This is a genomic window from Micromonospora yongxingensis, assembly GCF_052601155.1.
In genome coordinates this window covers 15,139-39,204 of sequence record NZ_JBQXEO010000035.1, presented here as the reverse complement: position 1 = coordinate 39,204, position 24,066 = coordinate 15,139, and the positions used below count along the sequence as shown (strand labels likewise).

Here is a 24,066-nt window from a genome sequence, read left to right as displayed (position 1 = left end):
GGCGCCGGTCGCGGCGCGGACGGGTCAGGGGCTCGCGGCCAGGAAGACGAAGGCGGCCAGCAGCACCAGGTGCACGCCGCCCTGCAACAGGGTGGCCCGGCCCGGCACCACGGTCAGCACCGCCGTCACGGCGGTGAGCGCCAGCAGCGCGAGCTGGGTGCCGCCGAGGCCGAGCAGCAGGGGGCCGTCCAGCCAGATCGAGGCGATGGCGATGGCCGGGATGGTCAGGCCGATGCTGGCCATCGCCGAGCCGAGCGCGAGGTTGAGGCTGATCTGCACCCGGTCGCGGCGGGCGGCGCGGGCCGCGGCCAGGGTCTCCGGCAGCAGCACCAGCAGGGCGATGATGACGCCGACGAACGCGTGCGGCAGGTTCGCCGCCGCCACCCCGGCCTCGATGGTCGGGGAGACGGTCTTGGCGTCGCCGACCACGGCGACCAGCGCCACCAGCAGCAGCCCCAGGCTGACCAGCGCGGCGCGGGTGGTCGGCGGCTTGGCGTGCTCCTCCGCGTCGATCACCCGGCCCTGGCTGTCGACGGGCAGGAAGTAGTCGCGGTGCCGGCCGGTCTGCACGAGCACGAACAGCCCGTACAGCGCCAGCGACGCCACGGCGGCGAAGGCGAGTTGGGCCGGGCTGAACTCCGGCCCGGGTCGGGCCGTGGTGAAGGTCGGGATGACCAGACTCAGGGTGGCCAGGGTGATCACGGTGGCCAGCGCTCCGCCGGTGCCCTCGGGGTTGAACACCGCGACCCGACGTCGGAGTGCCCCGAGCAGCAGGGACAGGCCGAGGATCCCGTTGCAGGTGATCATGACGGCGGCGAAGACGGTGTCCCGGGCGAGCGACTGGGTCTTCTCCGGCCCGCTGATCATGAGCGTGACGATCAGGGCGACCTCGATCACGGTGACCGCGACGGCGAGCACCAGGGAGCCGTACGGCTCCCCCACCCGGTGGGCGACCACCTCGGCGTGGTGCACCGCCGCGAGGACCGCCCCGCCCAGCAGTACCGCGACCACCACGATGACGGGCCCGGGCAGCTGCCGTCCCCAGGTGGCGATCAGCACCAGCACCGCGAGTACGGGTACGGCGACGGTCCAGTCGGTCACGCGGGATCGAAGCAGGGCGGCCATGCGTCAAGAGTGCCAGGCCAGGTGATCATGTGCCCACCATCGACGCAGCACCTCGCCACGTCGGAGGTGTCCACTACCGTGCAGGGCCATGATCTCCGACCGCCTCGACGCCACCCGCGCCTCCTACGACACCGTCGCCGTCGACTACGCCGAGCTGCTGCACGACGAGTTGGCCGTCCGCCCCTGGGACCGGGCCATGCTGGCCGCGTACGCCGAGGTGGTGACCGGCCCGGTGGCCGACGTGGGCTGCGGTCCCGGCCGGATCACCGCACACCTGGCGGGTTTCGGGGTGGACACCTTCGGCATCGACCTGTCCCCCGCGATGATCGAGGTGGCCCGCCGGACGTACCCGGGGTTGCGCTTCGAGGTCGGCACGATGACCGCCCTGGACCTGCCCGACGGGGAGCTGGGCGGGGTGGTGTCCTGGTACTCGCTGGTGCACACGCCGCCGGAGCTGCTGCCGGTCGCGTTCGCCGAGTTCCACCGGGTGCTGGCGAGCGGGGGTCACCTGCTGATCGCGTTCAAGGTCGGTGACGAGCGGCGGGAGCTGACCCACGCGTACGGGCACGACGTGTCGCTCGACGTCTACTGGGTGCCGATGGACGTGGTCGCGGAGCTGGTGACGCGGGCCGGGCTGGTGGAGGTGGCGAGGCTGGTCCGCGAGCCCGGCCTCAACGAGAAGTCCGCGCAGGGCTTCCTGCTCGCACGGAAACCGTAACTCATAGGTTACGCTTTGGTGGTGGACGAGGTGGCCACCGCGATCGCGGACCCGGTACGGCGACGCATCCTGACCATGCTGCGCGACGAGCCACTGGCCGCCGGCGACATCGCCCAGCGGTTCGCGATCAGCCGACCCGCGATCAGCCGCCACCTGCGGGTGCTGCGCGAGAGCGGGCTCGTCCGCGACGAACTGGTCGGCCGCAGACGGATCTACCGCCTCGATCCCGGCCCGCTCGCCGAACTGGTCGACTGGCTCGCCGAGCTCGTCACCGCCGACCGGTGGGAGCGGCACCTCGACGCGTTGGAGACCGAGGTCTATCGAACCCGCCGAGAACGCCGCAGCCGCGGCCCGGCGGAGCACCGAAGGGAGCACACGGCATGACCCGTACACCCGCCGGACGACTGTTCCGCACCGCCACCGGCCACGATCTCGTCCTCACCCGCACGTTCCGCGCCCCGACGGCGGACGTGTGGGCCAGCCTGACCGAACCGGAGCGCACGGCCCGCTGGTTCGGCCCCTGGGAGGGCGACGCCGCGCCCGGCCGGACCATCCGGGTCCAGATGGCGTACGAGGAGCAGCAGCCCTGGTGTGAGGTGCGCATCGACGCGTGCGAACCGCAGCGGCGCCTGGCCGTGTCGATGATCGACAGCTACGGGCACTGGCTGCTGGAGATGGAGCTGTCCGAGGCCGACGGCAGCACCGAGCTGCGGTTCGTGCAGCACCTGACCAGCGTGGAGGGCATCGCCGAGGTGGGGGCCGGCTGGGAGTACTACCTGGACATGCTTGTCGCCTCCCGCGACGGCTCACCCCGCCCCGAGTTCGACGAGTACCACCCCGCGATGCAGTCTTACTACCAGGCGCTGGCCGCCCAGGAGACGCCCGACGCCGCCCAGCACGCCTAGATCAAGCGTCGCGACAGCGGAAGGTGACAGCGGCGAGCGTCAGTGCGCAGAGTGTCCAAGTGATCGTGGCGGCGGCACCGTGGGACGGGTCGAGGGCGGCCGTGTCCGGTAGGTAGGCGGCGTTGGTGCCGGTCCGGGCCCGTAGCAGCGGGCCTGCGATGAAGTACAGACCGAGCAGCAGAATCACGGCGGGCACCACGCGGCGAACGACGCTGGCGACTGCCGCCCCCAGCAGCGTGGTGAGCATCAGGTAGGCCGTCGCGGCCGGCATCCACGTACCCGCACCGCCCGCAAGGGTGCTGGTGGCCGCTGCCACGGCGGCCACCGGAAGCGCCACCACAGCCAGCACGACGGCCTTCACCGCCTGCAGAGGCAGGCGCCGAGGCATCGCGAGCAGCGTGGTGCGGATCTGGCCGCACTCCTGGTGCTCGGAAGCGGCCGCGAGCACGCCGAGCACCAGGAAGCCGGCCTGGGTGTAGCCGAGTGGGGCCAAGGCTGCGGCCTCGCCGAGCGAATCACGGTGGAACTCGGCCGACGCGTACATGTACGTCAGCAGCAGGTTGGCGGTCCAGGTCAGTAGTGCGGTCAGGCGCAGCGACGGCAGGGTCAGCAGTTTGCGCAGTTCAGCGCGGGCGGTGTTCATACGTCCCGCCGCTGAAACAGGACCGCGCCGACCGCGAGTAACGCGACGACCCAGGCCGTCATCACCAGGCCGGCGGTCACCGGGGCGATCTCGACGGGGAAGCCCGCGCTGCCGATGAACATCTGCGCTCCGACGATGTCCGGCAGATAGGAGGCGAGGTCGGTGACCTTCGTCAGCAGGTACGACACTGATACGACGGAGCTGTTGATGATCAGTAGCGTCAGCGGCACGATGCCGTTGCGAGTAATCAGCGCGATCGCATACGCCAGTAGTGCGGTCAACGTCCAGTAGAGGATCGCGGCGGCGACTCGGGCCGGGGCGGGTGCCGGCGCGTGTTCGCCGTGCAGCACCTGGGTGAGGGTGAGTGTGGCGGCTGTGGTGACCGCCGCCTGGGCCGCGACGACCAGCACGAGCGCGGTGGCTTTCGCCACGAGCAGACGCAGCCGGTTGGGAACTGCGGCGAGCGTCGCGGTGAGCTGGCGGGCGCCGGGGGCGTCCTGACCGGTGGACGTGTATTCGCTGCTCACCACGATCACGCCGAGGACGATCGGACCGATCAGGCCGATACCTAGGTCGCGTAGGCCCAGGTCGGACGTGTCAGTGAGAGTGCCGGCGGCGATCGCACGGCGGGTGTAGGGCGCGTTCAGCAGGATGACCGCGGGTGCTGTCAACGTGCCCAGCACCAAGCCGATCCAGGCGGTGGGCAGGCCGAGCAGCTTACGGAGTTCGGCGCGGACCGGGCTCACCACGGGCCACCGGCCTCGGTAGCGGTCAGCTCGAAGAAGGCGTCCTCGAGCGTGCGGTGATCGCCGATGACGTCGGCGAGTCCGCCTTGGATCACGATCCGGCCCTTGTCGATCACGATGACGTCGTCGGCGATCTCGGCCAACTCGCCCATCAGGTGGCTGGAGAGCAGGACCGTGCGGCCCTGCGCGGCGCTGTCTCGGAGAAATTCCCGCATCCAGCGAATCCCGGCCGGGTCGAGGCCGTTGACCGGTTCGTCGAGGACCAGCACCGCAGGATCGCCGAGCAGCGCGGTGGCGAGCCCGAGCCGGCGGCTCATGCCGAGGGAGAAGCGGCCGGCGCGTTTCCGCGCGTCGCCGGTCAGGCCCACGACCTCGAGGACCTCATCGGCACGGGAGTCGGGCAGGCCGTTGCTGGCGGCCACCCAGCGCAGGTGGGCGCGGGCCGTGCGGGCCCGGTGCGCACCGCTGCCGTCGAGCAGCGCGCCGACAGTCATGAGCGGACGGTCCAGTTTCTGGTAGCGGCGCCCGCAGATCAGCGCGGTCCCGCTCTGGGGGCGGTCCAGGCCGAGCAGGACACGTAACGTCGACGTCTTCCCGGCTCCGTTCGGCCCGAGGAAGCCGGTGACCCGGCCGGGTCGGGCCTCGAAGGTGACGTCGTACAGGATCTGCGTCCTGCTCTTGGTCTTGCTGACGTGATCGATCGTGATCATAAGCCGAGTCAACGGGGGTTCCGGCCCTCGCGCATCGGACCGTTCTCGGATCCCGACGGCCGAGTCGGCCCACGGACCGTCAGACCCTGGTCTGAGAACTACAGTCGGGGTGGTGAACGCCCATCCGCGCCCCTCCCGGCGGTCCAGGGCCATGCCGGCGGTTGCCGTGGTGATCAGCGTCCTGGTGATGTCCATGTGCACGGTCGGCGCGCAGGGGCCGTTCGCGCTCGTACTGCCACCGCTGATAGTCGGCGGCGCTGTCGCGGCTGCGCTGTGGGCTGTGCGGCGGTCACGCGCCGACCGAACCGCCTACGAATCACGGCTGACCGCCTGGGCGGCATCCGAGGCGGTGCTCGCCGAGCGGTTGCGGATTGCCCGGGACCTGCACGACATCGTCTCGCATGGCTTGGGTCTGATCACGGTCCGCGCGGCGGCGACCCGACATCTACCCAAGCCTGCGGAGGTCGAGGCGGCGCTCACCGACATCGAGGAGGCGAGCCGGCACGCCACAGCCGAGCTACGCCGCATGCTCACGGTCCTGCGCGAGCCGTCGGTTGCGAGCCGCCGTGCGCCGGTGGACAACCTCGACGACCTGCCCGGCATCGTGCACGCGGCGTCGCGCGCCGGGCTTCGGGCACGGCTGACGGTCGAGCCGCTCGGCCCGGTATCGCAGGGTGCACAAGTCGCCGTCTGCAAGACCGTGCGGGAGGCGCTCAGCAACGCGGCGCGGTACGCGGGACCGACGGACGTAGGGGTGCGGGTGTATCGGGACGGAACATCCGTGGTGGTCACGGCGGCGGACAGCGGCCCAGTCGACGAATGGCGGGCATCGCCTGGCGCCGGACACGGGCTGGCCGGGTTACGGGAGCGGGTCGGCAGTCTCGGCGGAACGCTATCGACGGAGCGGGTCGACGCGGGCTTCCGCGTCACCGCGAGGATCCCGGACGAGGCGGTGTGAACGACATCCGCGTACTGCTGGTGGACGACCAGCCGCTGCTGCGACATAGCCTCGCCATGATCATCAACAACGAGCCGGGCCTGACTGTCGTCGGCGAGGCCGGCGACGGCGCACACGCCGTGTCGTGCGCGCGGACCACCCGCCCGGACGTCATCCTGATGGACGTACGGATGCCGCACCTCGACGGCCTGAAGGCTACCCGCCGCATCTGCACGGATCCGGCACTGTCCTCCGCCCGCGTCCTGGTCCTGAGCATGTTCGAGCTCGATGAGTACGTCTACGAGGCACTGAACGCGGGCGCGTCCGGTTTCCTGCTCAAGGACGCCCGTCCCGAGGAACTGATCGAGGCGATCCGCCGTACCCACCGCGGTGAATCGCTGTTCGCGCCGTCGATCCTCACCCGGCTCGTCGCGCATTACGTCGCAGCACCACGGCCGGATAGGCCGTCGCCGAGACTGCGGCGGCTGACCGGCCGCGAGGTGGAGGTGCTGACACTGATCGGCGGCGGCTTGTCGAACGACGAGATCGCCACTGCCCTGACGATATCGGTGAAGACGGTAAAAACGCACATCACGCACCTGATGGCGAAGCTGACCGTGCGTGATCGGGCGCAGCTGGTGATCGCGGCGTTCGACGCAGGGCTGGTGCGGCCACGCCCCTGACCTGAACGTGATGGTCTGCATCGATCGTCTGGCTCCGACACGAAGCAGAGCTACCCGCTCCGCACTGTTTCGGGGCCGGTGACCAGGTAGTAGCGCGCCTGACTAGGCGTCGGTCTCCCGGTACAGCGCGGCGAACTCGGCCGTCAGCGCCGGCAGCGGGAAGTGCGCGTTCAGGCCGCTGGGGTTGGGCAGCACCCAGACCCGTGCTGGGCCCAGCAGATCCGGCTGCGGGCCCAGCCCGGCCCGCGGCCGCACGAAGCCGATCCGGTACGCGGTCACCCCGAGGATCGCCACCCACCGCGGCCGGTACCGCTCGGCCTTCACCGCCAGCCCCGTCACCCCGGCCACCAACTCCGCCCGCGTCAGTTCGTCGGCGCGGGCCGTGGCCCGGTTGCTGAGGCTGGTGATGCCCACGCCCTGCCGCAGCAGCTCGTCGCGCTCCCACGGGTGCAGCTCCCGGTCGGTGAAACCGGAACGGTGCAGGGCGGGCCAGAAGCGGCTGCCCCGCCGCGCGAAGGGGTGCCCCACCGCGGCGGAGTAGAGACCCGGGTTGAAGCCGCAGAACAGCACCCGCAGATCCGGGCCGATCACGTCCGCCAGCCCTCGGCCGGCCGCCGCGGCCACCTCCTGTGGCGTCGGCCGCCGGAACGGCCCCGACCCGCCCGCCTCCATGGCACCGATCCTGCCGTACGGCACGCCGGCCGGTCACCGCTTCCGGACGCCGGGGCGGCCCTGGACGAGCGCCGTCGATCACGACTTGGGACCCTCGACGGATGCAGTCAACCGACGACCTCGCTCGCAGCCGCTACGCCCGGATGCGCTGGAACACGCCACTGTCGGAGGAGCACGCGGCCCTGCTGGTGCAACGGCTCGACGTACGCCCCGGCTCGCGCGTCCTCGACCTCGGCTGCGGCTGGGGTGAGCTGCTGCTCCGGGCCGTCGCCGCTGGCGGTGTCGCCGGCCCGGTCGCGACGAGGGGCGTCGGCGTCGACACCGACGACGCCGCACTGGCCCGGGGACGACGGCTGGCCGCGAGCCGGTCGCTGAACCGGCACGTCGCCTTCGTGATGGGGGAAGCGGCGACCTGGCAGGAGCCGGCCGACCGGGTTCTCTCCATCGGCGCCGCGCACGCATTCGGCGGCACCGACGCGGCCCTCGACGCGCTCACCACCGTGCTCCGGCCCGGGGGCCGGCTGCTGTTCGGCGCGGCGTTCTGGGAACGGTCCCCCACGGCGGAGGTCGAACAGATCTTCGGAGCGGAAACCACCGACCTTCCGGGCCTCGTCGAGGCGGCCCGCGAGCACGGCTGGCGGGTCCTGCACCTGAGCACCGCCGACCAACGCGAGTGGGACGACTTCGAGTCGACCTGGCTCGCGGGTCGGCAGGAGTGGCTGCTGAGGCATCCGACGGACCATCGCGCGGCGGAGGTCCGGGCGGAACTCGACGACCGGCTGCGCCAGTACGTCGGCGGCTATCGCGGGGTCCTCGGCCTCGCGTACCTCGTCCTCGGCCGTTGAGAACCGCCGTTGACGCCGGTGGCTACGCTGCGCGTGGTGAGCGGCGCCCCTCGCCTCGCCCTGCACTGGCGGATCCTCATCGTCTTCGCCGGCACCGTGCTGGTCTGGTTGTTCCTCTACCACGGTGCCCTGCCGGGTCGTGACCACGACCGCCCGACCCACGTGGCCAGGGCGATCCTCACGACGGTGCTCGTCGTCCCCCTGGTGGTGGCCGCCCGCCGGCTGCTCGACCGTCGTGGCTGGACCGGCCTCGGGCTGCCCTCCCTGCGTGCCGGCTGGCGACGCCTTCTGCTGGGCATGGCCTGCTGGCTCGTCCCCGCCGCCATCGGGTTCGCGCTCTGCCTCGGCCTCGGTTGGGTCGAGATCAGCCTGCGGACCTCCGCGTCGGATGCCGTGCGGGTCGCGGCGCTGCTCCTCGTCCTCGTCCTCCTGTACGAGGCGCTGCCGGAGGAGTTGGTCTTCCGCGGCTACCTGCAGCGCAACCTCGCCACCCGGCTTCCGGCCTGGCAGGCCGTCCTCGGGCAGGCTGTGCTGTTCACCCTGTTCGGGTTCGTCGTCGGCGCCGCCACCTCCCTCGACAGGCTCCTGCTCTTCTTCGTCTTCGCGCTCCTGCTGGGTGGCTTCCGCGCCGCCACCGGCGACGTCTGGGCGGGCATCGGCTTCCACCTGGCCTTCCAGACCGTCGCCCAGCTGTTCGGCGAGGTAGGGGCCGTCTTCGACGTGACCGGCGCTGGCGTGCTGGGTGTCGTCGCCATGGGCGCCGTACCGTTCGCGCTCGGCTGGGCAGCCATCGAGCGGCTCCACCGCGACCGCCTGAACTGGCGGGCCCTCGAACCCGACCCGACCGGTTGACGAGACGCGGGCTTGACGGGGCTTAGACATCGGAGGTTAACTGCCTCAGCGATCCAAGTCGATGTGTCTCCGGCCGTCCACACTGGCCGGTCGACGCGCCGACCGCACCGCAGCACCTGCACCGCCTCAGCCGAGCATCGGCGGCCCGGCTCCGTACCAACCGCCAACCCGGCCCTCGGCGAGCCCGCACGCCAGTGACGTGCACGCCCGGGCCGACGCTCAGCAGAGGAGCAGAGCATGCGTTCCCGTGCCTTAGCACTCATCACCGGCCTGGCCGTGTTGCTGGCCACCCTGGTGGCCCTGCCGGCCCCGGCCTCGGCGGCACCGCTGACCAAGGTCCTGGTGTTCAGCAAGACCGCCGGGTTCCGGCACTCGTCCATTCCCAACGGCATCGCCGCCATCCGGCAGCTCGGCACCGCCAACGGATTCACCGTGACCGCGACCGAGGACGCCGCCCAGTTCACCACCGCCAACCTGGCGCAGTACCAGGCGGTGGTCTTCCTGTCGACGACGGGCGACGTCCTCAACGCCACCCAGCAGACGGCGTTCGAGTCCTACATCGCCGCCGGCGGCGGGTACGTCGGCGTCCACGCCGCCGCCGACACCGAGTACGACTGGCCGTGGTACGGCGGGCTGGTCGGGGCGTGGTTCAGCTCGCACCCGGCGATCCAGTCCGCCACCATCCGCGTCGAGGACCGAACGAACCCCTCCACCGCGCACCTGTCCGACACCTGGGTCCGCAGCGACGAGTGGTACAACTACCGCACCAACCCCCGGCCGAACGTGCGGGTCCTGGCCAGCCTCGACGAGTCGTCCTACAGCGGCGGCAGCATGGGCGACCACCCGATCACGTGGTGCCGGGCCTACGGCGGCGGACGGGCCTGGTACACCGGTCTCGGCCACACCGAGGAGTCGTACGCCGACTCGAACTTCACCCGGATGCTGCTCGGCGGTCTCCGGGTCGCCTCCGGCGCCGTGACGGCCGACTGCTCGCCGCGCACGACCACCCCGCCGCCCAGCGGCTCCAGCCTGCGTGCCCGGGCCAACAACCAGTACGTCAGCGCGCCCAACGCCACCACCTCGCTGATCGCCAACCGGAGCGCCATCGGCACCACCGAGCGGTTCGACCTGGTCGACCTCGGCGGCGGCAACGTGGCGCTGCGCGCCAAGGCCAACGGCATGTACGTCGCGGCCGAGAACGCCGGCGCCGCACCGCTGATCGCCAACCGGGCCTCCGCCGGCGCCTGGGAGACGTTCCAGCTCGTCCGCAACTCCGACGGCACGGTTAGCCTCCGGGCCCTGGTGAACAACCGGTACGTCGTCGCGGAGAACGCGGGCGCCGCCGCGCTGATCGCCAACCGCACCGGCATCGGCCAGTGGGAGAAGTTCGACCTCGTCACCGGCTGACCCCGCCCGGTCCACCCCACGCCACCACCACCCCGGCCGTGGCGCGCCCCCGCGCGCCCCGACCCCCGGTCGTCGAGAAAGGACGATCATGCCCGCACACCCCCGGCGCTGGCCCCGGGCGCTCGTCGCCGCGCTCACCACCGCCGCGAGCGTCACCCTTGCCCTGGCCGCCCCGTCGCCCGCCCAGGCGGCCGTCATTCCCGCCGCCGACTACCAGCAGGTCACCCTGGCCACCGGCGGAGCGGAGCTTGGCGAGGCCATGTCCCTGGCCGTCATGCCGAACCGCTCGGTGATCCACACCGCCCGCAACGGCACCGTCCGTGTGACCGACGCGGCCGGCAACACCAAGGTCGCCGGCACCCTGGCCGTCTACACCCACGACGAGGAGGGCCTGCAGGGCGTCGCCGTCGACCCCAACTTCGCCACCAACCGGTTCGTCTACCTCTACTACTCACCCACGCTGAACACCCCTGCCGGCGACGCGCCGGCCAACGGGACGGCGGCGGACTTCGACCGGTGGAAGGGGCACCTGCGGCTGTCCCGGTTCACCCTCAACACCGATGACACGCTTAACCTGGGCAGTGAGCGGATCATGCTCCAGGTCGACAACGACCGGGGCCAGTGCTGCCACGTGGGCGGCGACATCGACTTCGACGCCGCCGGCAACCTGTACCTGACCACCGGCGACGACACCAACCCGTTCGAGTCCAACTCGTTCACGCCCATCGACGAGCGGACCGACCGCAACCCGCAGTTCGACGCCCAGCGCTCGTCGGGCAACACCAACGACCTGCGGGGCAAGGTGCTGCGGATCAAGCCGCAGCCGGACGGCTCGTACACGATCCCGGCGGGCAACATGTTCGCGCCCGGCACGGCCCGCACGCGTCCGGAGATCTACGCGATGGGCTTCCGCAACCCGTTCCGGATGAGCGTCGACAAGCCGACCGGCATCGTCTACCTCGGTGACTACGGCCCCGATGCCGGAGCCGGCGACCCGAACCGTGGTCCCGGCGGCCAGGTCGAGTTCGACCGCATCACCGGGCCCGGCAACTACGGCTGGCCGTACTGCACCGGCACCAACACGGCCGCCGAGACGTACAACGAGTACACCTTCCCGTCGGGGCCGTCGCAGGCCAAGTACAACTGCGCCGGCGGGCCGACCAACAACTCGTTCCGCAACACCGGGCTCACCACCCTGCCCGCGGCGAAGGCGAGCTGGATCAAGTACGGCGACGCCGGGTCGCCGCCGGAGTTCGGCGGCGGCTCCGAGTCACCCATGGGCGGGCCGGTGTACCGGTACAACGCCGGTCTCAACTCCAGCGTCAAGTTCCCGGCGTCGCTGGACGGCCAGTTCTTCGCCGGCGAGTACGGCCGCCGCTGGATCAAGGCGATCGCGGTCAACGCCGACGGCTCGCGCGGGGCGATCTCCGACTTCCCGTGGACCGGCACCCAGGTGATGGACATGGCCTTCGGGCCGGACGGGGCGCTCTACGTGCTGGACTACGGCACCGGCGCGAACAACCAGGCGTTGTACCGCGTCGAGCACATCGGCGGCGGCAACCGCAGCCCGGTCGCGGTCGCCTCGGCGAACCCCACCTCGGGGTCGAACCCGCTGACGGTGACCTTCTCCTCGGCCGGCAGCTCCGACCCGGAGGGCGGGGCGCTGAGCTACCTGTGGACCTTCGGTGACGGGACGACGTCGACGGCGGCCAACCCGACCAAGACGTACACCACGAACGGCACGTACACCCCGACGCTGAAGGTCACCGACCCCACCGGCCTGTCCGGCACGGCAAGCCTGGTGATCACCGTGGGCAACACCGCCCCGACGGTGTCGCTCACCCTGCCCACCAACGGGCAGCTCTTCAACTTCGGGGACACGGTGCCGTTCCAGGTCACGGTGAGCGACCCGCAGGACGGCACGATCAACTGCGGACGGGTGACCGTCAGCTACGCCCTGGGCCACGACAGCCACGCCCACCAGATCACCTCGAAGACCGGCTGCAGCGGCACCATCACCATCCCGGTCGACGGTGAGCACGACACGGCGGCCAACATCTACGGGGTCTTCGACGCCTCGTACACCGACAACGGCGGGCTCACCACGCACAGCATCAAGACGCTGCAACCGAAGCACCGGCAGGGCGAGCACTTCGGCGCCCAGTCCGGCGTCCAGATCGCCGACCACGCCAGCGCCGAGGGCGGCCGGACCGCCGGGTTCATCGAGAACAACGACTGGATCTCGTACCAGCCGTACCACCTGGCCAACGCCACCCGGTTCGCCGCGCGTGTCTCCTCGGCCGGCGCCGGCGGCACCATCGAGGTACGCGCCGGATCCGCCACCGGCACCCTGCTGGGCAGCGTCGCGGTGCCGGTGACCGGCGGCTGGGAGACCTTCACGACCGTCTCCGGCGCGATCACCAACGCACCCGCGGCGACGACCACGCTGTTCCTGGTGTTCAAAGGCGGGGCCGGCAACCTGTTCGACGTCGACTCGTTCACCTTCACCACCGGCTCCGGTGGCGGCGGGGCGGTCAGCCTGCGAGCGCAGATCAACAGCCAGTACGTCACGGCTGACAACGGCGGCGCCGCACCGCTCATCGCGAAGGCGGCCACCGTCGGGCTGTCCGAGCAGTTCGACCGGGTCGACGCCGGCAACGGCACCATCGCCCTGCGGTCGCGCGTCAACGGCCTGTACGTCTGCGCCGACAACGCCGGTGCGGCGCCGCTGATCGCGAACCGTGCGGCGATCGGCCCGTGGGAGACCTTCCAGCTCATCACCAACTCCGACGGGACGGTCAGCCTCCGAGCTCTGGCCAACAACCAGATCGTGGCCGCCGAGAACGCCGGTGCGGCGGCGCTGATCGCCAACCGCACGGCGATCGGGCCGTGGGAGAAGTTCACCCTGACCGGCTGACGCACGACGGGCCCGGCCTGGTCACGCACCAGGCCGGGCCCGCGGGCCGGCAACCGTCACGGGCCCGACGGACCGCGGTCCTCGAACTCGTAGGTGGTGGTCAGGGCCTCGGGCAGGTCGGGGACCAGGGCGTTCGTGCCGTCGACCACCTGGACGTAGCGCCTGCCCTGGAAGATCGAGTAGCTGCCGTCGGCGACCCGTTCGATCCGGAACAGCTGCGTCTGCGCGGTCGGGTCGCACGCCCGGCCGCGGACGCTGCCCGGCGCGGCGTCGTGCACGACGGTCATGCAGACCCGATCGGCGCCGGCCGGTGTGGCCGCGACGATCCGGAAGGTGTCCCCCTCGGGGCGCAGCACCCACAGCGACCGCTCGTCGGCACCCGTCTCGGCGCTGGCGCGCACCCGGTCGTCGGTCCGACCGGTCGCCAACGCGGCCCCGGCCAGGCCGGGCACCAGGATCCGGACCTGCCGGCGGCCGCCGAGGATCTCCTGCGGCCCCGCCGGGGCGGTCGCGGACGCGACGACCGACGGCGACGCCACGCCGGCCGTGCCGACACCCGGGTCCGGCGTCTCGACGCCGGCGCGTGCCTGCAGCAGGGTGGCGCCGGCGGTCACGGCCAGCACGGCCAACCCCGCGCCGGTGACGGCCGCCCGCCGGCGCCGACGCCGGTCGCTGCGGCGGCGCAACGTCTGTGCCCCGGGCAGCGTCGTGACTCGCCGGACCTCGTCGACGATCGCCGTGAGGTCGTCGTGCGGATCAACCATGGGAGGTCTCCTCCTGGTACGCCTCGGTCAGCATCCCGGCCATCGCTCGGCGACCACGGGCGAGGTACGACTTGACGGTTCCGACGGGCGCCCGCATCTCGGCTGCCACCTCGGCGACGCTGAGATCGTTCAGGTGGTGCAGCACCACGGCGCGACGCTCGTTGGCGCTGAGCCGTTGCAGCGCCTGGATGAGGGCGACGTGGTTCTCGCTGAGCCCGGGCACGCTCTGGTCGACGGCGGCCCGGTGGTGTGCGCGCAACCGGTTGAACGTCTTGCGCCAACTGCTCACCGCCGCGCGGGAGGCGACCGTGCGGATCCACGCCTCCGGGCTGTCGGCCTCCCGTACGGTGTGCCAGCGCTGCCAGGCCCGCATGAACGCCTCGGCGACGGCGTCCTCCGCCTCGCTGCGGTTGCCGGTCAGCGCGTAGACGTGACCCACGATCCGCCCGGCACAGGCGGCGTAGAGGGCGTCGAACTCCTCGGCATCACGCATCTGACCTGCGCCCTCCCCAGCCAATGTTCCGTGGTCACCGCGCATGCAACCCGCCGGTGCGATCCGCACGAACCGGCGCGGGCCTTGTTTGTGATCACGGTCACGCCTCGGAAGATCAACCCCGGAGTTCGTCCAGGCGTCATCGTGCCGTCCCGGGAGACACCCGTGGCGGAGAGGACGATGTGCGACGACGTCAACGACGCGCCCTGACGGCCGGAGTGCTCACCACAGCGCTGGTCGCGGCGGGCCTGACGGCCGGCTCGGCGGCGGCGCAGGAGAGGCCAGCGGCCCCCGTCTCCGGCACGCCCGGCACCTTCACGCTCATCACCGGCGACCGGGTGTCCCTCGACGCCAACGGCCGCCCGGAGATCACGCCGGGACCGGGACGGGCCGGCATGCGGTTCGTGACCAGTCGGGAGGGCGGCCACCAGCACGTCGTTCCCGTCGACGCCGTGCCGCTGCTGCACGACGGGCGGATCGACCGTCGGCTGTTCGACCTCACCGAGCTGGGCGGGTTCGGCTACGACGACCGGGCGGCCGACCTGCCGCTGCTGGTCGCGTACCCGGAGAACATGGCGGCGCGGGCGCGGACCGCGACCGTCGGGGGCGACGCCCGCGTGCGGGCCGACCTGCCCGCCGCCCGCGCGCTCGCCGTGCGGGCCGACCGCGACGACCGGGTGACGCTCTGGTCGTCGCTGACCCGCGCCACGCCGTCCGGGCGCACCCTCGCCCCGGGGGTCACCCACATCTGGCTCGACGGCAAACGTCGGCTCTCACTGGACCGCAGCGTGCCGCAGATCGGCGCTCCGGCGGCCTGGCAGGCCGGCTTCGACGGCACCGGCGTCACCGTCGGCGTGCTCGACACCGGCATCGACGCCAGCCACCCCGACTTCGCCGGGCACCTCACCGAGGTCCGCGACTTCACCGGCGGCAACGACCCCGCCGACGCCGTCGGCCACGGCACCCACGTGGCGTCGACCATCGTGGGCAGCGGCACCGCCTCCGAGGGCAGGTACCGCGGCGTGGCACCGGGCGCGAAACTGCTCGTCGGCAAGGTCTGCGCCACCACCGAGTGCCAGGACTCGGACATCATCGCCGGCATGCAGTGGCTCGCACCGCAGGCACGGGTCGTCAACGTGAGCCTCGGCGGCACCGACGCGCCCGGCCTCGACCCCCTCGAAACCGCCGTCCAGGACCTGAGCCGCCGGTACGGCACGCTCTTCGTGGTCGCCGCCGGCAACGAGGGCAAGCCGAAGTCCGTGTCCTCACCGGCCACCGCCGACGACGCGCTCGCCGTCGCCGCCGTCGACGCCGACGACCAGCGGGCCTACTTCTCCAGCAGAGGCCCCCGCCTCGGCGACAACCACATCAAGCCCGAGATCAGCGCGCCGGGCGTCGACATCGTGGCAGCCGCCCCCGGTGGCGGCTACGCCCCCATGTCCGGCACGTCGATGGCCACCCCGCACGTCGCGGGCTCGGCCGCGATCCTCGCCGGACAGCACCCCGACTGGACCGGCCCGCAGCTCAAGGCCGCCCTGATGGACTCGGCCAAGCCGGCCGGCGACGACAGCCTCTACGAGCAGGGCGCCGGCCGCGTGGACATCGCCCGCGCCGTCGCCCAGCCGATCGCCGCCGACGTCGCCGCCATCGACTTCCCGGTCCAGCGTTGGCCCCACGCCGACGACACCCCGATCACCCAGGTCGTCGGCTACCGCAACACGGGCACCGCGCCGGTCACCCTGTCGCTGGCCGTCGCCCCGGCCCCGGCCGGCATGCTCACCGTCAGCCCGGACACCCTGGTGGTGCCGGCCGGCGGCCGCGCCCAGGCGACGATCACCGTGGACACCCGGGTGGACGCCCCCGACGGCGTCTACCAGGGGGCGCTGACCGCCACCGGTGCCGGGGACCTGCGGGTACGCACGCCGTTCGCCCTCAACCGCGAGATCGAGAGCTACGACGTCCGGCTCGACCACACCGGGCGCGACGGCAGGCCGGCCACCCAGTACGCGACCGTGGCGGCGAGCCTGACCACCGGCGAGTTCAGCAGCCTCGCCGGGGAACCGGGCGGCGGCGTCCTGCGGCTGCCCAAGGGCCGCTACGCCCTCTACAGCACCATCCACGAGGGCGACGTGTCGACCCTGCTCGCGCAGCCCGTCCTGGACGTCCGCGGCCCGGTCACCGAGAAGCTCGACGCCCGCACCGCCAAGCCGGTCGCCCTGACGGTGCCCCAGCGCGACGCCGCACCCACCTCGATCAACGTGAGCGCGAACTGGGACGACGGCTTCCGCTACCCCGGCGTCCAGCTCAGCGGGACGTCGTTCGCGGAGGTCTTCTTCGGCCGGATCGGCCCCGCCGTCGCGGCCCCCGAGTTCACCGCGACTCTCGGCGTCGGGCTCGCCCGGCCCGGCAGGGACCAGACCTTCCGCAACAGCCCCTACACGTACGACCTCGCGTACGTCCGCCCGGGCGACATGTTCACGGGCCTGTCCACGACGCTGTCGCCGAAGAACCTCGCCACCGTCACGGCGACCTACCGGAGCCAGGCCAGCACCGGCACCGCCATCCGGTTCCACCGCGCGGCGGCTCCCGGCGGCTCGGGCCCGATCGGTTCGAACACGCCCATCGACCTGCCGTTCCACGGCACCGAGTACTACAACACCGACGGCGGCATCACCTGGACGTCCACGTTCCTCGAAGGCGACAACCTGGCCCTGCAGGAGTCCACCTTCCAGCCGGGTAGGACGTACACCCAGACCTGGAACGCGGCCCCGTTCGGCCCCACGGTCGCCCAGGCGCCGGCCCTGACGCCGCTCGGGTACGCGGGCCGCGACGGCGACACCATCTCGATCGCGTCGCTGCCGCTGTTCGGTGACGCGACCGGCCGGCCCGCCAACCGGGACGACCTGCCGGTCCGCGTCCGGTTGTCCCGCAACGGCACGGAGATCGGCACCTCCGACAGCCCGTGGGCGGAGTTCGCGGTGCCCGCCGCCCAGGCCGACTACCGCCTGGAGGCGACCGTCACCCGCGGCGCACCGGACACCCTGTCGACGTCGGTCTCGGTGGCCTGGACCTTCACCTCGGCGCACACCGCGTCACCGCAACGGCTGCCGCTGACGACGGCCCGGCCGACACCCAGGCTCGACGACACCAACACCGCCCGGGCGGGCAGGACCATGAGCATCCCCGTGACCCTGGACCGGCAGAGCGGCTCGACGGCGGCGCCCAACCGGGCGCTCGGCGTCTCTGCGTCGTTCGACGACGGCAGGACGTGGGTGGCGCTGCCGGTGCTGCGCGGTGTCGCCCTCATCAGTCACCCGCGACGGGCCGGCTTCGTCTCGTTGCGCGTGACGGCCACCGACACCGCCGGCAACACGGTGACGCAGACGATCCAGCGGGCCTACCGGATCGCCTGATCCGTCAGTGGAGTCCGGGGCGGCCGCCGTCGCCCCGGGCTCCCCGGCGCCCCATTGTCAGGAGCCTGCCGGCACCCCGGCTTCGAGCTGACCGACCATCGGGGCGAGGAGGTCGTTGAGCTCCCGAGCCAGCACCGTGACGGCCCTGCGCGCGGCGGGGGCGACGGAATCGTCCGGGCCGTCGGGGGGCGGTGGCAGGTCGTCGAGCGGGACCGGCGCCTCCACCTGAAGCATCGCGCGCAGATGCGGACTGCGCGTCAGATCCTGCTCCGTCGGTGTCGTGTACTGGCCGAACAACTGGGGCCAGTCCCGCCAACCACGGTCGCGCTGCCACTGCTTCGTCCAGGTGAGTTCGGCCGGCCATCCGGAGATCACCGTCGCCGCGCAGACCATGCTCCCGTCCCACGGGCTTCGCGTGCAGGTCGCCGAGACGATCCGCCGGTGCCAGCGGACGAAGCCGGGCGACAACTCGCTGGCCAGCCGCCAGGCCGTCGCCGCGAACGCGACCGGCGCGATGTCGCCCCAGGCGTCGGCGAACTCGTCGACCCGCCTGAGCACCTCGGCCTCGAAGCGACCCCGGCCGTCGGTGCCGTGCTCGCGGTCGAACTGCTCGTCGAGCCAGAAGGCTCGCGGTTCAGGCATCCTCATCCCCGTTCAGAGCCGTGGCACTCGAAGCTCCCGTCTCCACGGGACCCACGACGATCCGGTGACCGTTTCGAGCCATCCCCACGGTAGCGTCGGCCGGTGATCGGCGCCGGCTCCTCGCCCGTCACGGTGATCGGCGTGGGCAGCACCAGGCAGACGGCGGTGAGGAGCACCGCCGCGACGATGCCGTCGAGCCAGTAGTGGTTGCCCGTGCTCACGACAACCAGCATCGTGACGAGCGGGTGCGCCAGCCACAGCCACCGCAGGCGCCCACCGGTCACCGCGATGAGCGCGACGGCGACCGCGAGTGCCCACCCGACGTGCAGGGACGGCATGGCGGCGTACTGGTTGCTCAACGCGTCCGTGTCGGGTGGACCGTAGACGGCGGGCCCGTAGCGGCTGCCGGTGTCCACCATGCCGGTGAGGGCCGTCAGTCGCGGCGGCGCCAGCGGAACCAGGAGGTGCAGCGCCAGTGCCGCCGCGGTGAGCCCGGCGAGCATCCGACGCGTCCAGAGGTAGCGCACCGGGTGTCGCACGTACAGCCAGATCAGGCAGAGGGCCGTGGCGGGGAAGTGCACGTACGCGTAGTAGCCGTTGGCCAGGTGCACCAACAGGTCGTGCGACAGCACGGGACGCTGGACGGCGGCCTCGTCGGGCAGATGGAACAGGCGCTCCACCCGCCAGATCCACTCCCCGTTTCCCATCGCGGTCGACACCCGGCCGGCCACCGCCACCCGCGCCACCTTGTAGGCGAGGAACAGCGCGGCGACGAGCCCCAACTCGCGCAGCGCCCGGCGTAGTGGAGCGGCCCGCTGGCCGGATGCCGCCGGCCGTGCCGCTGCCAGCTCCGCGATATCCACAAGCTCCTCGATTCGGTCACGTTCAACTGGTGCCGGCCCTCGCCGGACAGACCGGGGCCGCCGTCGTCCTCGGACGGCGGCGGCCCCGGGTCGTACAGCCCCGTGTCAGCGCCGGCGGGTCGCTTCCTCCTGCGCGGCGTCGATGCGCACCTGGTCGAAGGCGGGAGCACCGTCGACCGCGTCGGCGGCGACGGCCGTCGACGTGGCGGGGTCCGGCAGGTCGAGGCTGGTCCGCAGGGTGATCGGCTTGAGCAGAAGCGCGGCGATGACGCCGACAACACCGATGGCCGCGGAGATGAGGAAGATGTGCCCGGTGGCGTCGCCGTACGCGGCCCGGACGATGTGCTGGATTCCCTCGGGCAACGCGGTGATGTTGAGGTTGCTGCCACCCCCGCTGGCGGAGGCGGGGATACCGGCGGCGGCCAGGTCGTGGGTGATCTGGTCGCCGACCCGGCGGGCGAGCACGGCGCCGAGCACGGACACGCCGATGGTGCCCCCGAGCGACCGGAAGAACGCGACGCTGGAACTGGCCGCGCCGATGTCCTTGAGCGCGACGGTGTTCTGAACGGCGAGAACGAGGTTCTGCATGGTCATGCCGACGCCCACGCCGACGATGAACATGGCGGCGCCGACCAGGACGAGCGACGTCTGGTGGTCGATGGTGCCGAGGAGTGCGAATCCGCCGACCAGGAGGATCGAACCGGCGACGATGTAGGGCTTGATCTTCCCGGTCCTGCTGATCAGCCGGCCCGCGACGATGGAGGAGCCGAGGACACCGGCCATCATCGGGATGGTGAGCAGGCCCGCCTCCGTCGGGCTGTAGCCGCGGCCGATCTGGAAGTACTGGCCGAGGAAGACGGCACCGCCGAACATGGCCATGCCGACCGCGAGGCTGCCGAGGATGGCCAGTGCGGTGGTGTGCTGGCGCACGATGCCGAGTGGGACGACCGGCTCGGCCGCACGCGACTCGACCCAGACCGCCAGGGCGAGCAGGACGAGCGAGCCGCCCACCATGGCGGCGGTCTGCCAGGAGGCCCAGGCGAACGAGCCGTCGACGAAGGAGATCCAGATGAGCAGCACGCTGACGCCGGCGGCGATCAGGCTCGCGCCCAGGTAGTCGATCTTGACGTTCTCGCGCCGTACCGTCGGCAGGTGCAGGGTGGCCTGGAGCAGGATCAGCGCGATGGCGGCGACCGGCACGCCGACGAAGAAGCACCAGCGCCAGCCGAGCCAGGACGTGTCGACGATGAGGCCGCCGAGCAGCGGGCCGCCGACCGTCGCGACGGCCATGACGCCGCCGAGGTAGCCGTTGTAGCGGCCCCGCTCACGCGGAGGGATCATGGCCGCGATAGCGACCTGGACGAGCGCCTGCAGACCGCCGACGCCGATGCCCTGGAACGCGCGGGCGGCGATGAGCTGGCCGGCGCTCTGCGAGAAGCCGGCGATGACCGAGCCCAGCAGGAAGACCACGATGGCGACCTGGATGAGGATCTTCTTGTTGAACAGGTCGGCCAGTTTGCCCCAGATCGGGGTGGTCGCGGTCGCGGTCAGCAGGGTCGCGGTGACCACCCAGGTGTACTGGTTCTGCGAGCCGTTCAGCGATCCGATGATCTTCGGCAGGGCGGTCGAGACGACCGTGCTGCTCAGCATCGCGACGAACAGCACCAGCAGCAGGCCACTGAGTGCCTCCAGCGTCCGCCGATGGGTCATCGGCTCAGCGCCGGTCGTGATGGTGGGTGCGCTCATCGCGCGGCCTCCAGGTTGTCGTGGTTTCCGAGGGCGACCTCGATGTCGCCGGCGAACCGGCCGAGGGCGGCGCTCAGCGCCCTCACCTCGCCGGGAGTCCAGTCGGCGAGCGCTCGATCGAGCACCTCGCCGTACCAGCCGTGGCTGTCGGCCAGGGCGGCCCGCCCGGCCGGGGTGACCGCCAGGAAGGTCGCCCGCTTGTCGGTGGGATCGGGCCGCCGCTCGACCAGGCCCTGCGCGACGAGCGCCGCGACGGAGCGGCTGACGGTCGACGGGTCGAGCCGAGTCTGCTGGGCCAGCTCACGGGCGTGGCAGCCGCTGGCGCGCTGATCGATCTGCACGAGCATGCCGAGCAGGCCCGCCGGGATCGCCGGCCGCTCGTCGGCCCGGCGTTGCTTCAGCAGCCGAACGGTTCTGACGAGGTCGTACAGGCGAAGGCCGAGTTCACGAACGCCGCTGTCCACGCCTGCTCCCCCATCCGAGTTGGTTGCCTCAAGCAAGCATCTAGCGATCTTGCGCAGTACGCAAGTTTGCGCATTGAGAAGTTCATCACCCCCACGTATCCTCGTGGCGATGGACGAGACCACCGGGCTGCGCGAGCGCAAGAAGGCAGCCACTCGCCTCGCCCTGCACGAGGCGGCCCTGCGCCTCGCCGCCGACCAGGGGATCGACGCCGTGACCGTCGAGGCGATCGCCGACGCCGCCAACGTCTCCCGGCGGACCTTCTCCAACTACTTCTCGAACAAGGAACAGGCGCTCTTCCACGGCGACACCATGCGCCTGCACCGGCTGTTGCAGCTGATCCGCGAACAGCCCGCCACCGAGCCGCCGTGGACCGTGCTGAGCCGGGCGGCCGAACGCCTCACCGAGGAGATGTTCGGCGCCGGTCCCGAGATCTCCTGGCTGACCCAACGCCGGAAGCTACGCGGGCACCCCGGCCTGGCCCCACACCAGGTAGCGGCGTACGCCGCGATCGAGCGCGAACTGGCCGGAGAACTCGCCCACCGGCTCACCGGCACCGACGTGGCGCTGCGCTCCCGCCTCCTGGCCGCGACCTTCCTGGCCATCCTGCGGGTCGCCGTCCAGCAGTGGATCGAGCACCCGGGCGACCCGCTGCTGGAGACCGTCCGCACCGCCCTCGCCGAAGCCGCTCCCGCGACGACCCTCGGGGGCCACCGAGCCGTCGCCGACAGTTAGCCCGATCGCCTCGGCCAGCTACGGAAGGGGCGCACCTGCGCTCAGACCCAGGCCACGCCACTGCTTGAGCTGATATTGGAAGGCGAGAGCCGCCCTGACGTCCCTACAGTGGCACCGATGTCGAGCCGGCGAGAACGCATACGCCGAGAGCTGGGGTCCTTCCTTCAGGAATATGGCCGCAGCTCTCGGGCTCGCAACGGCATGGATCCCAATGATCGGCAGTACAGCCGCAAGCTGGAGACACAGATCAAGCGGATGCGCCCGGAAGACCTCGACGTCCTGATGCGAGACGACGAGGACGAGGAGCCGCACTGACCGTGCGGACGAAGCCCGCCGGAACGGTTCCAGCAAGGGAGACCCGTGGACGAGGACGAGAGCCTTCGCCGCTACGGCCTACAGCCGTCGTGTGCGGACCTGCCCCGCATCCGCGAAATACTCCGTGCCCAGACGGACCTGGGGCAGGATGACCAGGACACCGAACTCATGAAGCTGTGCTGCGTGCAGCTGTTCAACGCCGGCCAGTTGAGCGACGTGCTCGTCATCTGGCGAGCCAAGGAATCGAGCTGGGATGCTCACTGCTCGATCGACGTCCAGCTGCTGTGCGGAGCAGGACTGGATGCCACCAGGGCGCACTTGGAGGCCGACGGCTCCGACGACGCCGCAGAAGCACTCCGCTATCTGCTGGAATGCGAGGCCGCTGGCGACTTCGACACCTTCTCCGTAGCCGAGGAAACCCGCTGGAGGGCGAGTTACTACTTGGGCTGACCAAGAAGCCCAAACCGGTGGACATCCTCGGCTGACGCCACTCGGACCTTGACAAGCAGCAGGCTCCAGGGTGGACGATTCGGCGTGAGAATTCTTGTGGTGGGTGGAAGCGGTCTGATCGGCGCCCATGTCGTGGACGTGCTGCGCGAGCGAGGCCATACCCCGACCACGGTGGCGCGTACCGCCCGTCCGGGTGTTGATCATCTGCTCGATGTCGGGTCCGCCTCGACCGAGGAACTGCGTCCGCTGCTCGCCGGTCATGACGGCGTGGTGTACGCCACCCGCACCGACGAGCAGCGACCGCTGCGCAAGCCGATCTATCCGGAGTTCCGCCGGGACAACGTCGAGCCTGTCGTGCGCCTGTTCACCGCCGCCCGCCAGGAGGGCCTCACCCGGGCAGTGATCATGGGCTCGTACTACACCTACTACGATCGGCTGCACCCGCAGTTGCACCTCCCGGCCCGCCACACGTACATCCGATGCCGCGTCGAGCAGGCCCGGGAGGGACGAGCGGCGGCCGGCCCGGAGCTACCTGTTGCGGTGCTCGAACTGCCTTTCGTCTTCGGCCGGGCCGGCGACCGGCTGCCGAACTGGGCCGGTCCGCTGGACCGGTGGGCACGGTCCCGTACACCCCTGGTCGCCCCCACCGGCGGGACGGCCGCAGCCTCCGCGCGCAGCGTCGCCGAGGTCGCGGTGGATGCTCTGGAGCAGGCCCGCGGTGACGACATCCCGGTCGCCGACGAGAACCTGACCTGGGACGACATGATCGGGCGCATCGCCGAGGCAGTCGGCCGACGCCGTCGGGTCACCCGCCTGCCGGCCGGCGCGGTGAAGGCGTCCCTGCGACTTGGCGGCGCGTTGCAGGCCCTCGGCCGCAAAGAGTCGGGCATCAACCCGAGCCACCTCGCCGACCTCCTGCTCGCCGAACTGTTCATCGAGCCGATGACCGGCCGATCGCTGGACCCGGCGATCCGGGAGACCTTCGCCGGCTCTCAACGGACATGAGGATCACCCCATCCTGCG

General features: G+C 71.5%; 24 protein-coding genes. 13 read left to right on the top strand and 11 right to left on the bottom strand.

Features of this window, described 5'->3' with window-relative positions:
• Positions 1–24 precede the first annotated feature (24 nt).
• Positions 25–1,125 (bottom strand): calcium:cation antiporter, encoded by a 1,101-nt coding sequence (locus ACTWLT_RS29225; RefSeq protein WP_252414711.1) that lies wholly within the window; start codon positions 1,123–1,125, stop codon positions 25–27.
• A gap of 88 nt (positions 1,126–1,213) precedes the next feature.
• Between ACTWLT_RS29225 and ACTWLT_RS29220 the strand changes: the two genes are divergently transcribed.
• Genes ACTWLT_RS29220 through ACTWLT_RS29210 form a run of 3 tightly spaced genes read left to right on the top strand, consistent with a single transcriptional unit; the run spans position 1,214 to position 2,748 of the window.
• Positions 1,214–1,843, top strand: a complete 630-nt coding sequence (locus ACTWLT_RS29220; protein ID WP_445321143.1) for a class I SAM-dependent methyltransferase — start codon at positions 1,214–1,216, stop codon at positions 1,841–1,843.
• Between the two features lie 21 nt (positions 1,844–1,864).
• Positions 1,865–2,227: a metalloregulator ArsR/SmtB family transcription factor gene (locus ACTWLT_RS29215; protein WP_445321142.1), complete on the top strand. Its 363-nt coding sequence runs from the start codon at positions 1,865–1,867 to the stop codon at positions 2,225–2,227.
• A complete protein-coding gene (locus ACTWLT_RS29210; protein ID WP_445321141.1) occupies positions 2,224–2,748 on the top strand; it encodes an SRPBCC family protein in 525 nt (174 codons plus the stop codon). The genes ACTWLT_RS29215 and ACTWLT_RS29210 overlap by 4 nt, the downstream gene beginning before the upstream one ends.
• A 1-nt stretch (position 2,749) precedes the next feature.
• On the opposite strand, the gene ACTWLT_RS29205 is transcribed toward ACTWLT_RS29210, so the two are convergent.
• The 3 genes from ACTWLT_RS29205 to ACTWLT_RS29195 are packed head-to-tail and all read right to left on the bottom strand — an operon-like array spanning position 2,750 to position 4,847.
• Positions 2,750–3,391: a hypothetical protein gene (locus ACTWLT_RS29205; RefSeq protein WP_445321140.1), complete on the bottom strand. Its 642-nt coding sequence runs from the start codon at positions 3,389–3,391 to the stop codon at positions 2,750–2,752.
• On the bottom strand, positions 3,388–4,137 hold the full coding sequence (locus ACTWLT_RS29200; protein WP_445321139.1) for a hypothetical protein: 750 nt from the start codon (positions 4,135–4,137) through the stop codon (positions 3,388–3,390). Before ACTWLT_RS29200 ends, ACTWLT_RS29205 begins: the two co-directional genes overlap by 4 nt.
• The gene (locus ACTWLT_RS29195) at positions 4,134–4,847 is read right to left on the bottom strand and encodes an ABC transporter ATP-binding protein (RefSeq protein WP_445321138.1); all 714 of its coding nucleotides are present in this window, start codon (positions 4,845–4,847) and stop codon (positions 4,134–4,136) included. Before ACTWLT_RS29195 ends, ACTWLT_RS29200 begins: the two co-directional genes overlap by 4 nt.
• A 169-nt stretch (positions 4,848–5,016) precedes the next feature.
• Between ACTWLT_RS29195 and ACTWLT_RS29190 the strand changes: the two genes are divergently transcribed.
• Positions 5,017–5,805 (top strand): sensor histidine kinase, encoded by a 789-nt coding sequence (locus ACTWLT_RS29190; protein WP_445321137.1) that lies wholly within the window; start codon positions 5,017–5,019, stop codon positions 5,803–5,805.
• Positions 5,802–6,467, top strand: a complete 666-nt coding sequence (locus ACTWLT_RS29185; protein WP_445321136.1) for a response regulator — start codon at positions 5,802–5,804, stop codon at positions 6,465–6,467. Before ACTWLT_RS29190 ends, ACTWLT_RS29185 begins: the two co-directional genes overlap by 4 nt.
• 102 nt (positions 6,468–6,569) lie before the next feature.
• On the opposite strand, the gene mug is transcribed toward ACTWLT_RS29185, so the two are convergent.
• Positions 6,570–7,139 carry a G/U mismatch-specific DNA glycosylase gene (gene mug, locus ACTWLT_RS29180; RefSeq protein WP_445321135.1) on the bottom strand — a complete coding sequence of 190 codons (570 nt, stop codon included), beginning with the start codon at positions 7,137–7,139 and terminating at the stop codon, positions 6,570–6,572.
• Between the two features lie 101 nt (positions 7,140–7,240).
• On the opposite strand from mug, the gene ACTWLT_RS29175 reads away from it, so the two are divergent.
• The 4 genes from ACTWLT_RS29175 (at position 7,241) to ACTWLT_RS29160 (ending at position 13,160) form a co-directional block, all read left to right on the top strand.
• A complete protein-coding gene (locus tag ACTWLT_RS29175; protein ID WP_445321134.1) occupies positions 7,241–7,984 on the top strand; it encodes an SAM-dependent methyltransferase in 744 nt (247 codons plus the stop codon).
• Between the two features lie 36 nt (positions 7,985–8,020).
• Entirely contained in the window at positions 8,021–8,836 is an 816-nt protein-coding gene (locus ACTWLT_RS29170) for a CPBP family intramembrane glutamic endopeptidase (RefSeq protein ID WP_445321133.1), read from the top strand.
• Between the two features lie 237 nt (positions 8,837–9,073).
• On the top strand, positions 9,074–10,243 hold the full coding sequence (locus ACTWLT_RS29165) for a ThuA domain-containing protein (RefSeq protein WP_252414722.1): 1,170 nt from the start codon (positions 9,074–9,076) through the stop codon (positions 10,241–10,243).
• 88 nt (positions 10,244–10,331) lie between these two features.
• Entirely contained in the window at positions 10,332–13,160 is a 2,829-nt protein-coding gene (locus ACTWLT_RS29160; RefSeq protein ID WP_445321132.1) for a PQQ-dependent sugar dehydrogenase, read from the top strand.
• A gap of 56 nt (positions 13,161–13,216) precedes the next feature.
• On the opposite strand, the gene ACTWLT_RS29155 is transcribed toward ACTWLT_RS29160, so the two are convergent.
• Both ACTWLT_RS29155 and ACTWLT_RS29150 read right to left on the bottom strand, forming a co-directional pair.
• On the bottom strand, positions 13,217–13,924 hold the full coding sequence (locus ACTWLT_RS29155; protein ID WP_445321131.1) for a hypothetical protein: 708 nt from the start codon (positions 13,922–13,924) through the stop codon (positions 13,217–13,219).
• On the bottom strand, positions 13,917–14,417 hold the full coding sequence (locus tag ACTWLT_RS29150; protein WP_445321130.1) for a SigE family RNA polymerase sigma factor: 501 nt from the start codon (positions 14,415–14,417) through the stop codon (positions 13,917–13,919). Before ACTWLT_RS29150 ends, ACTWLT_RS29155 begins: the two co-directional genes overlap by 8 nt.
• A 182-nt stretch (positions 14,418–14,599) precedes the next feature.
• On the opposite strand from ACTWLT_RS29150, the gene ACTWLT_RS29145 reads away from it, so the two are divergent.
• Positions 14,600–17,830 carry a S8 family peptidase gene (locus ACTWLT_RS29145; protein WP_445321129.1) on the top strand — a complete coding sequence of 1,077 codons (3,231 nt, stop codon included), beginning with the start codon at positions 14,600–14,602 and terminating at the stop codon, positions 17,828–17,830.
• A gap of 57 nt (positions 17,831–17,887) precedes the next feature.
• On the opposite strand, the gene ACTWLT_RS29140 is transcribed toward ACTWLT_RS29145, so the two are convergent.
• The 4 genes from ACTWLT_RS29140 to ACTWLT_RS29125 form a co-directional block, all read right to left on the bottom strand.
• Positions 17,888–18,472, bottom strand: coding sequence for a hypothetical protein (locus tag ACTWLT_RS29140; protein ID WP_445321128.1), 585 nt, complete (start codon positions 18,470–18,472; stop codon positions 17,888–17,890).
• 2 nt (positions 18,473–18,474) lie between these two features.
• Positions 18,475–19,335 (bottom strand): phosphatase PAP2 family protein, encoded by an 861-nt coding sequence (locus ACTWLT_RS29135; RefSeq protein ID WP_445321127.1) that lies wholly within the window; start codon positions 19,333–19,335, stop codon positions 18,475–18,477.
• Positions 19,336–19,440: 105 nt separating this feature from the next.
• On the bottom strand, positions 19,441–21,081 hold the full coding sequence (locus ACTWLT_RS29130; RefSeq protein ID WP_445321126.1) for an MDR family MFS transporter: 1,641 nt from the start codon (positions 21,079–21,081) through the stop codon (positions 19,441–19,443).
• Positions 21,078–21,545: a MarR family winged helix-turn-helix transcriptional regulator gene (locus ACTWLT_RS29125; protein WP_445321125.1), complete on the bottom strand. Its 468-nt coding sequence runs from the start codon at positions 21,543–21,545 to the stop codon at positions 21,078–21,080. Before ACTWLT_RS29125 ends, ACTWLT_RS29130 begins: the two co-directional genes overlap by 4 nt.
• Positions 21,546–21,654: 109 nt before the next feature.
• On the opposite strand from ACTWLT_RS29125, the gene ACTWLT_RS29120 reads away from it, so the two are divergent.
• From ACTWLT_RS29120 to ACTWLT_RS29110, 3 genes are all read left to right on the top strand, one after another.
• Positions 21,655–22,278, top strand: coding sequence for a TetR/AcrR family transcriptional regulator (locus ACTWLT_RS29120; RefSeq protein WP_445321124.1), 624 nt, complete (start codon positions 21,655–21,657; stop codon positions 22,276–22,278).
• A gap of 360 nt (positions 22,279–22,638) precedes the next feature.
• Positions 22,639–23,043 (top strand): hypothetical protein, encoded by a 405-nt coding sequence (locus ACTWLT_RS29115; protein WP_445321123.1) that lies wholly within the window; start codon positions 22,639–22,641, stop codon positions 23,041–23,043.
• An 84-nt stretch (positions 23,044–23,127) separates the two neighbouring features.
• The gene (locus ACTWLT_RS29110; protein WP_445321122.1) at positions 23,128–24,048 is read left to right on the top strand and encodes an NAD-dependent epimerase/dehydratase family protein; all 921 of its coding nucleotides are present in this window, start codon (positions 23,128–23,130) and stop codon (positions 24,046–24,048) included.
• Positions 24,049–24,066: the final 18 nt, after the last annotated feature.

Excerpts from the sequence above, each read along its gene's own strand:
- ACTWLT_RS29225 (WP_252414711.1), bottom strand. The coding sequence starts at position 1,125 with ATGGCCGCCCTGCTTCGATCCCGCGTGACCGACTGGACCGTCGCCGTA.
- ACTWLT_RS29220 (WP_445321143.1), top strand. The coding sequence starts at position 1,214 with ATGATCTCCGACCGCCTCGACGCCACCCGCGCCTCCTACGACACCGTC.
- ACTWLT_RS29210 (WP_445321141.1), top strand. The coding sequence starts at position 2,224 with ATGACCCGTACACCCGCCGGACGACTGTTCCGCACCGCCACCGGCCAC.
- ACTWLT_RS29205 (WP_445321140.1), bottom strand. The coding sequence starts at position 3,391 with ATGAACACCGCCCGCGCTGAACTGCGCAAACTGCTGACCCTGCCGTCG.
- ACTWLT_RS29195 (WP_445321138.1), bottom strand. The coding sequence starts at position 4,847 with ATGATCACGATCGATCACGTCAGCAAGACCAAGAGCAGGACGCAGATC.
- mug (WP_445321135.1), bottom strand. The coding sequence starts at position 7,139 with ATGGAGGCGGGCGGGTCGGGGCCGTTCCGGCGGCCGACGCCACAGGAG.
- ACTWLT_RS29175 (WP_445321134.1), top strand. The coding sequence starts at position 7,241 with ATGCAGTCAACCGACGACCTCGCTCGCAGCCGCTACGCCCGGATGCGC.
- ACTWLT_RS29165 (WP_252414722.1), top strand. The coding sequence starts at position 9,074 with ATGCGTTCCCGTGCCTTAGCACTCATCACCGGCCTGGCCGTGTTGCTG.
- ACTWLT_RS29160 (WP_445321132.1), top strand. The coding sequence starts at position 10,332 with ATGCCCGCACACCCCCGGCGCTGGCCCCGGGCGCTCGTCGCCGCGCTC.
- ACTWLT_RS29155 (WP_445321131.1), bottom strand. The coding sequence starts at position 13,924 with ATGGTTGATCCGCACGACGACCTCACGGCGATCGTCGACGAGGTCCGG.
- ACTWLT_RS29150 (WP_445321130.1), bottom strand. The coding sequence starts at position 14,417 with ATGCGTGATGCCGAGGAGTTCGACGCCCTCTACGCCGCCTGTGCCGGG.
- ACTWLT_RS29140 (WP_445321128.1), bottom strand. The coding sequence starts at position 18,472 with ATGCCTGAACCGCGAGCCTTCTGGCTCGACGAGCAGTTCGACCGCGAG.
- ACTWLT_RS29130 (WP_445321126.1), bottom strand. The coding sequence starts at position 21,081 with ATGAGCGCACCCACCATCACGACCGGCGCTGAGCCGATGACCCATCGG.
- ACTWLT_RS29120 (WP_445321124.1), top strand. The coding sequence starts at position 21,655 with ATGGACGAGACCACCGGGCTGCGCGAGCGCAAGAAGGCAGCCACTCGC.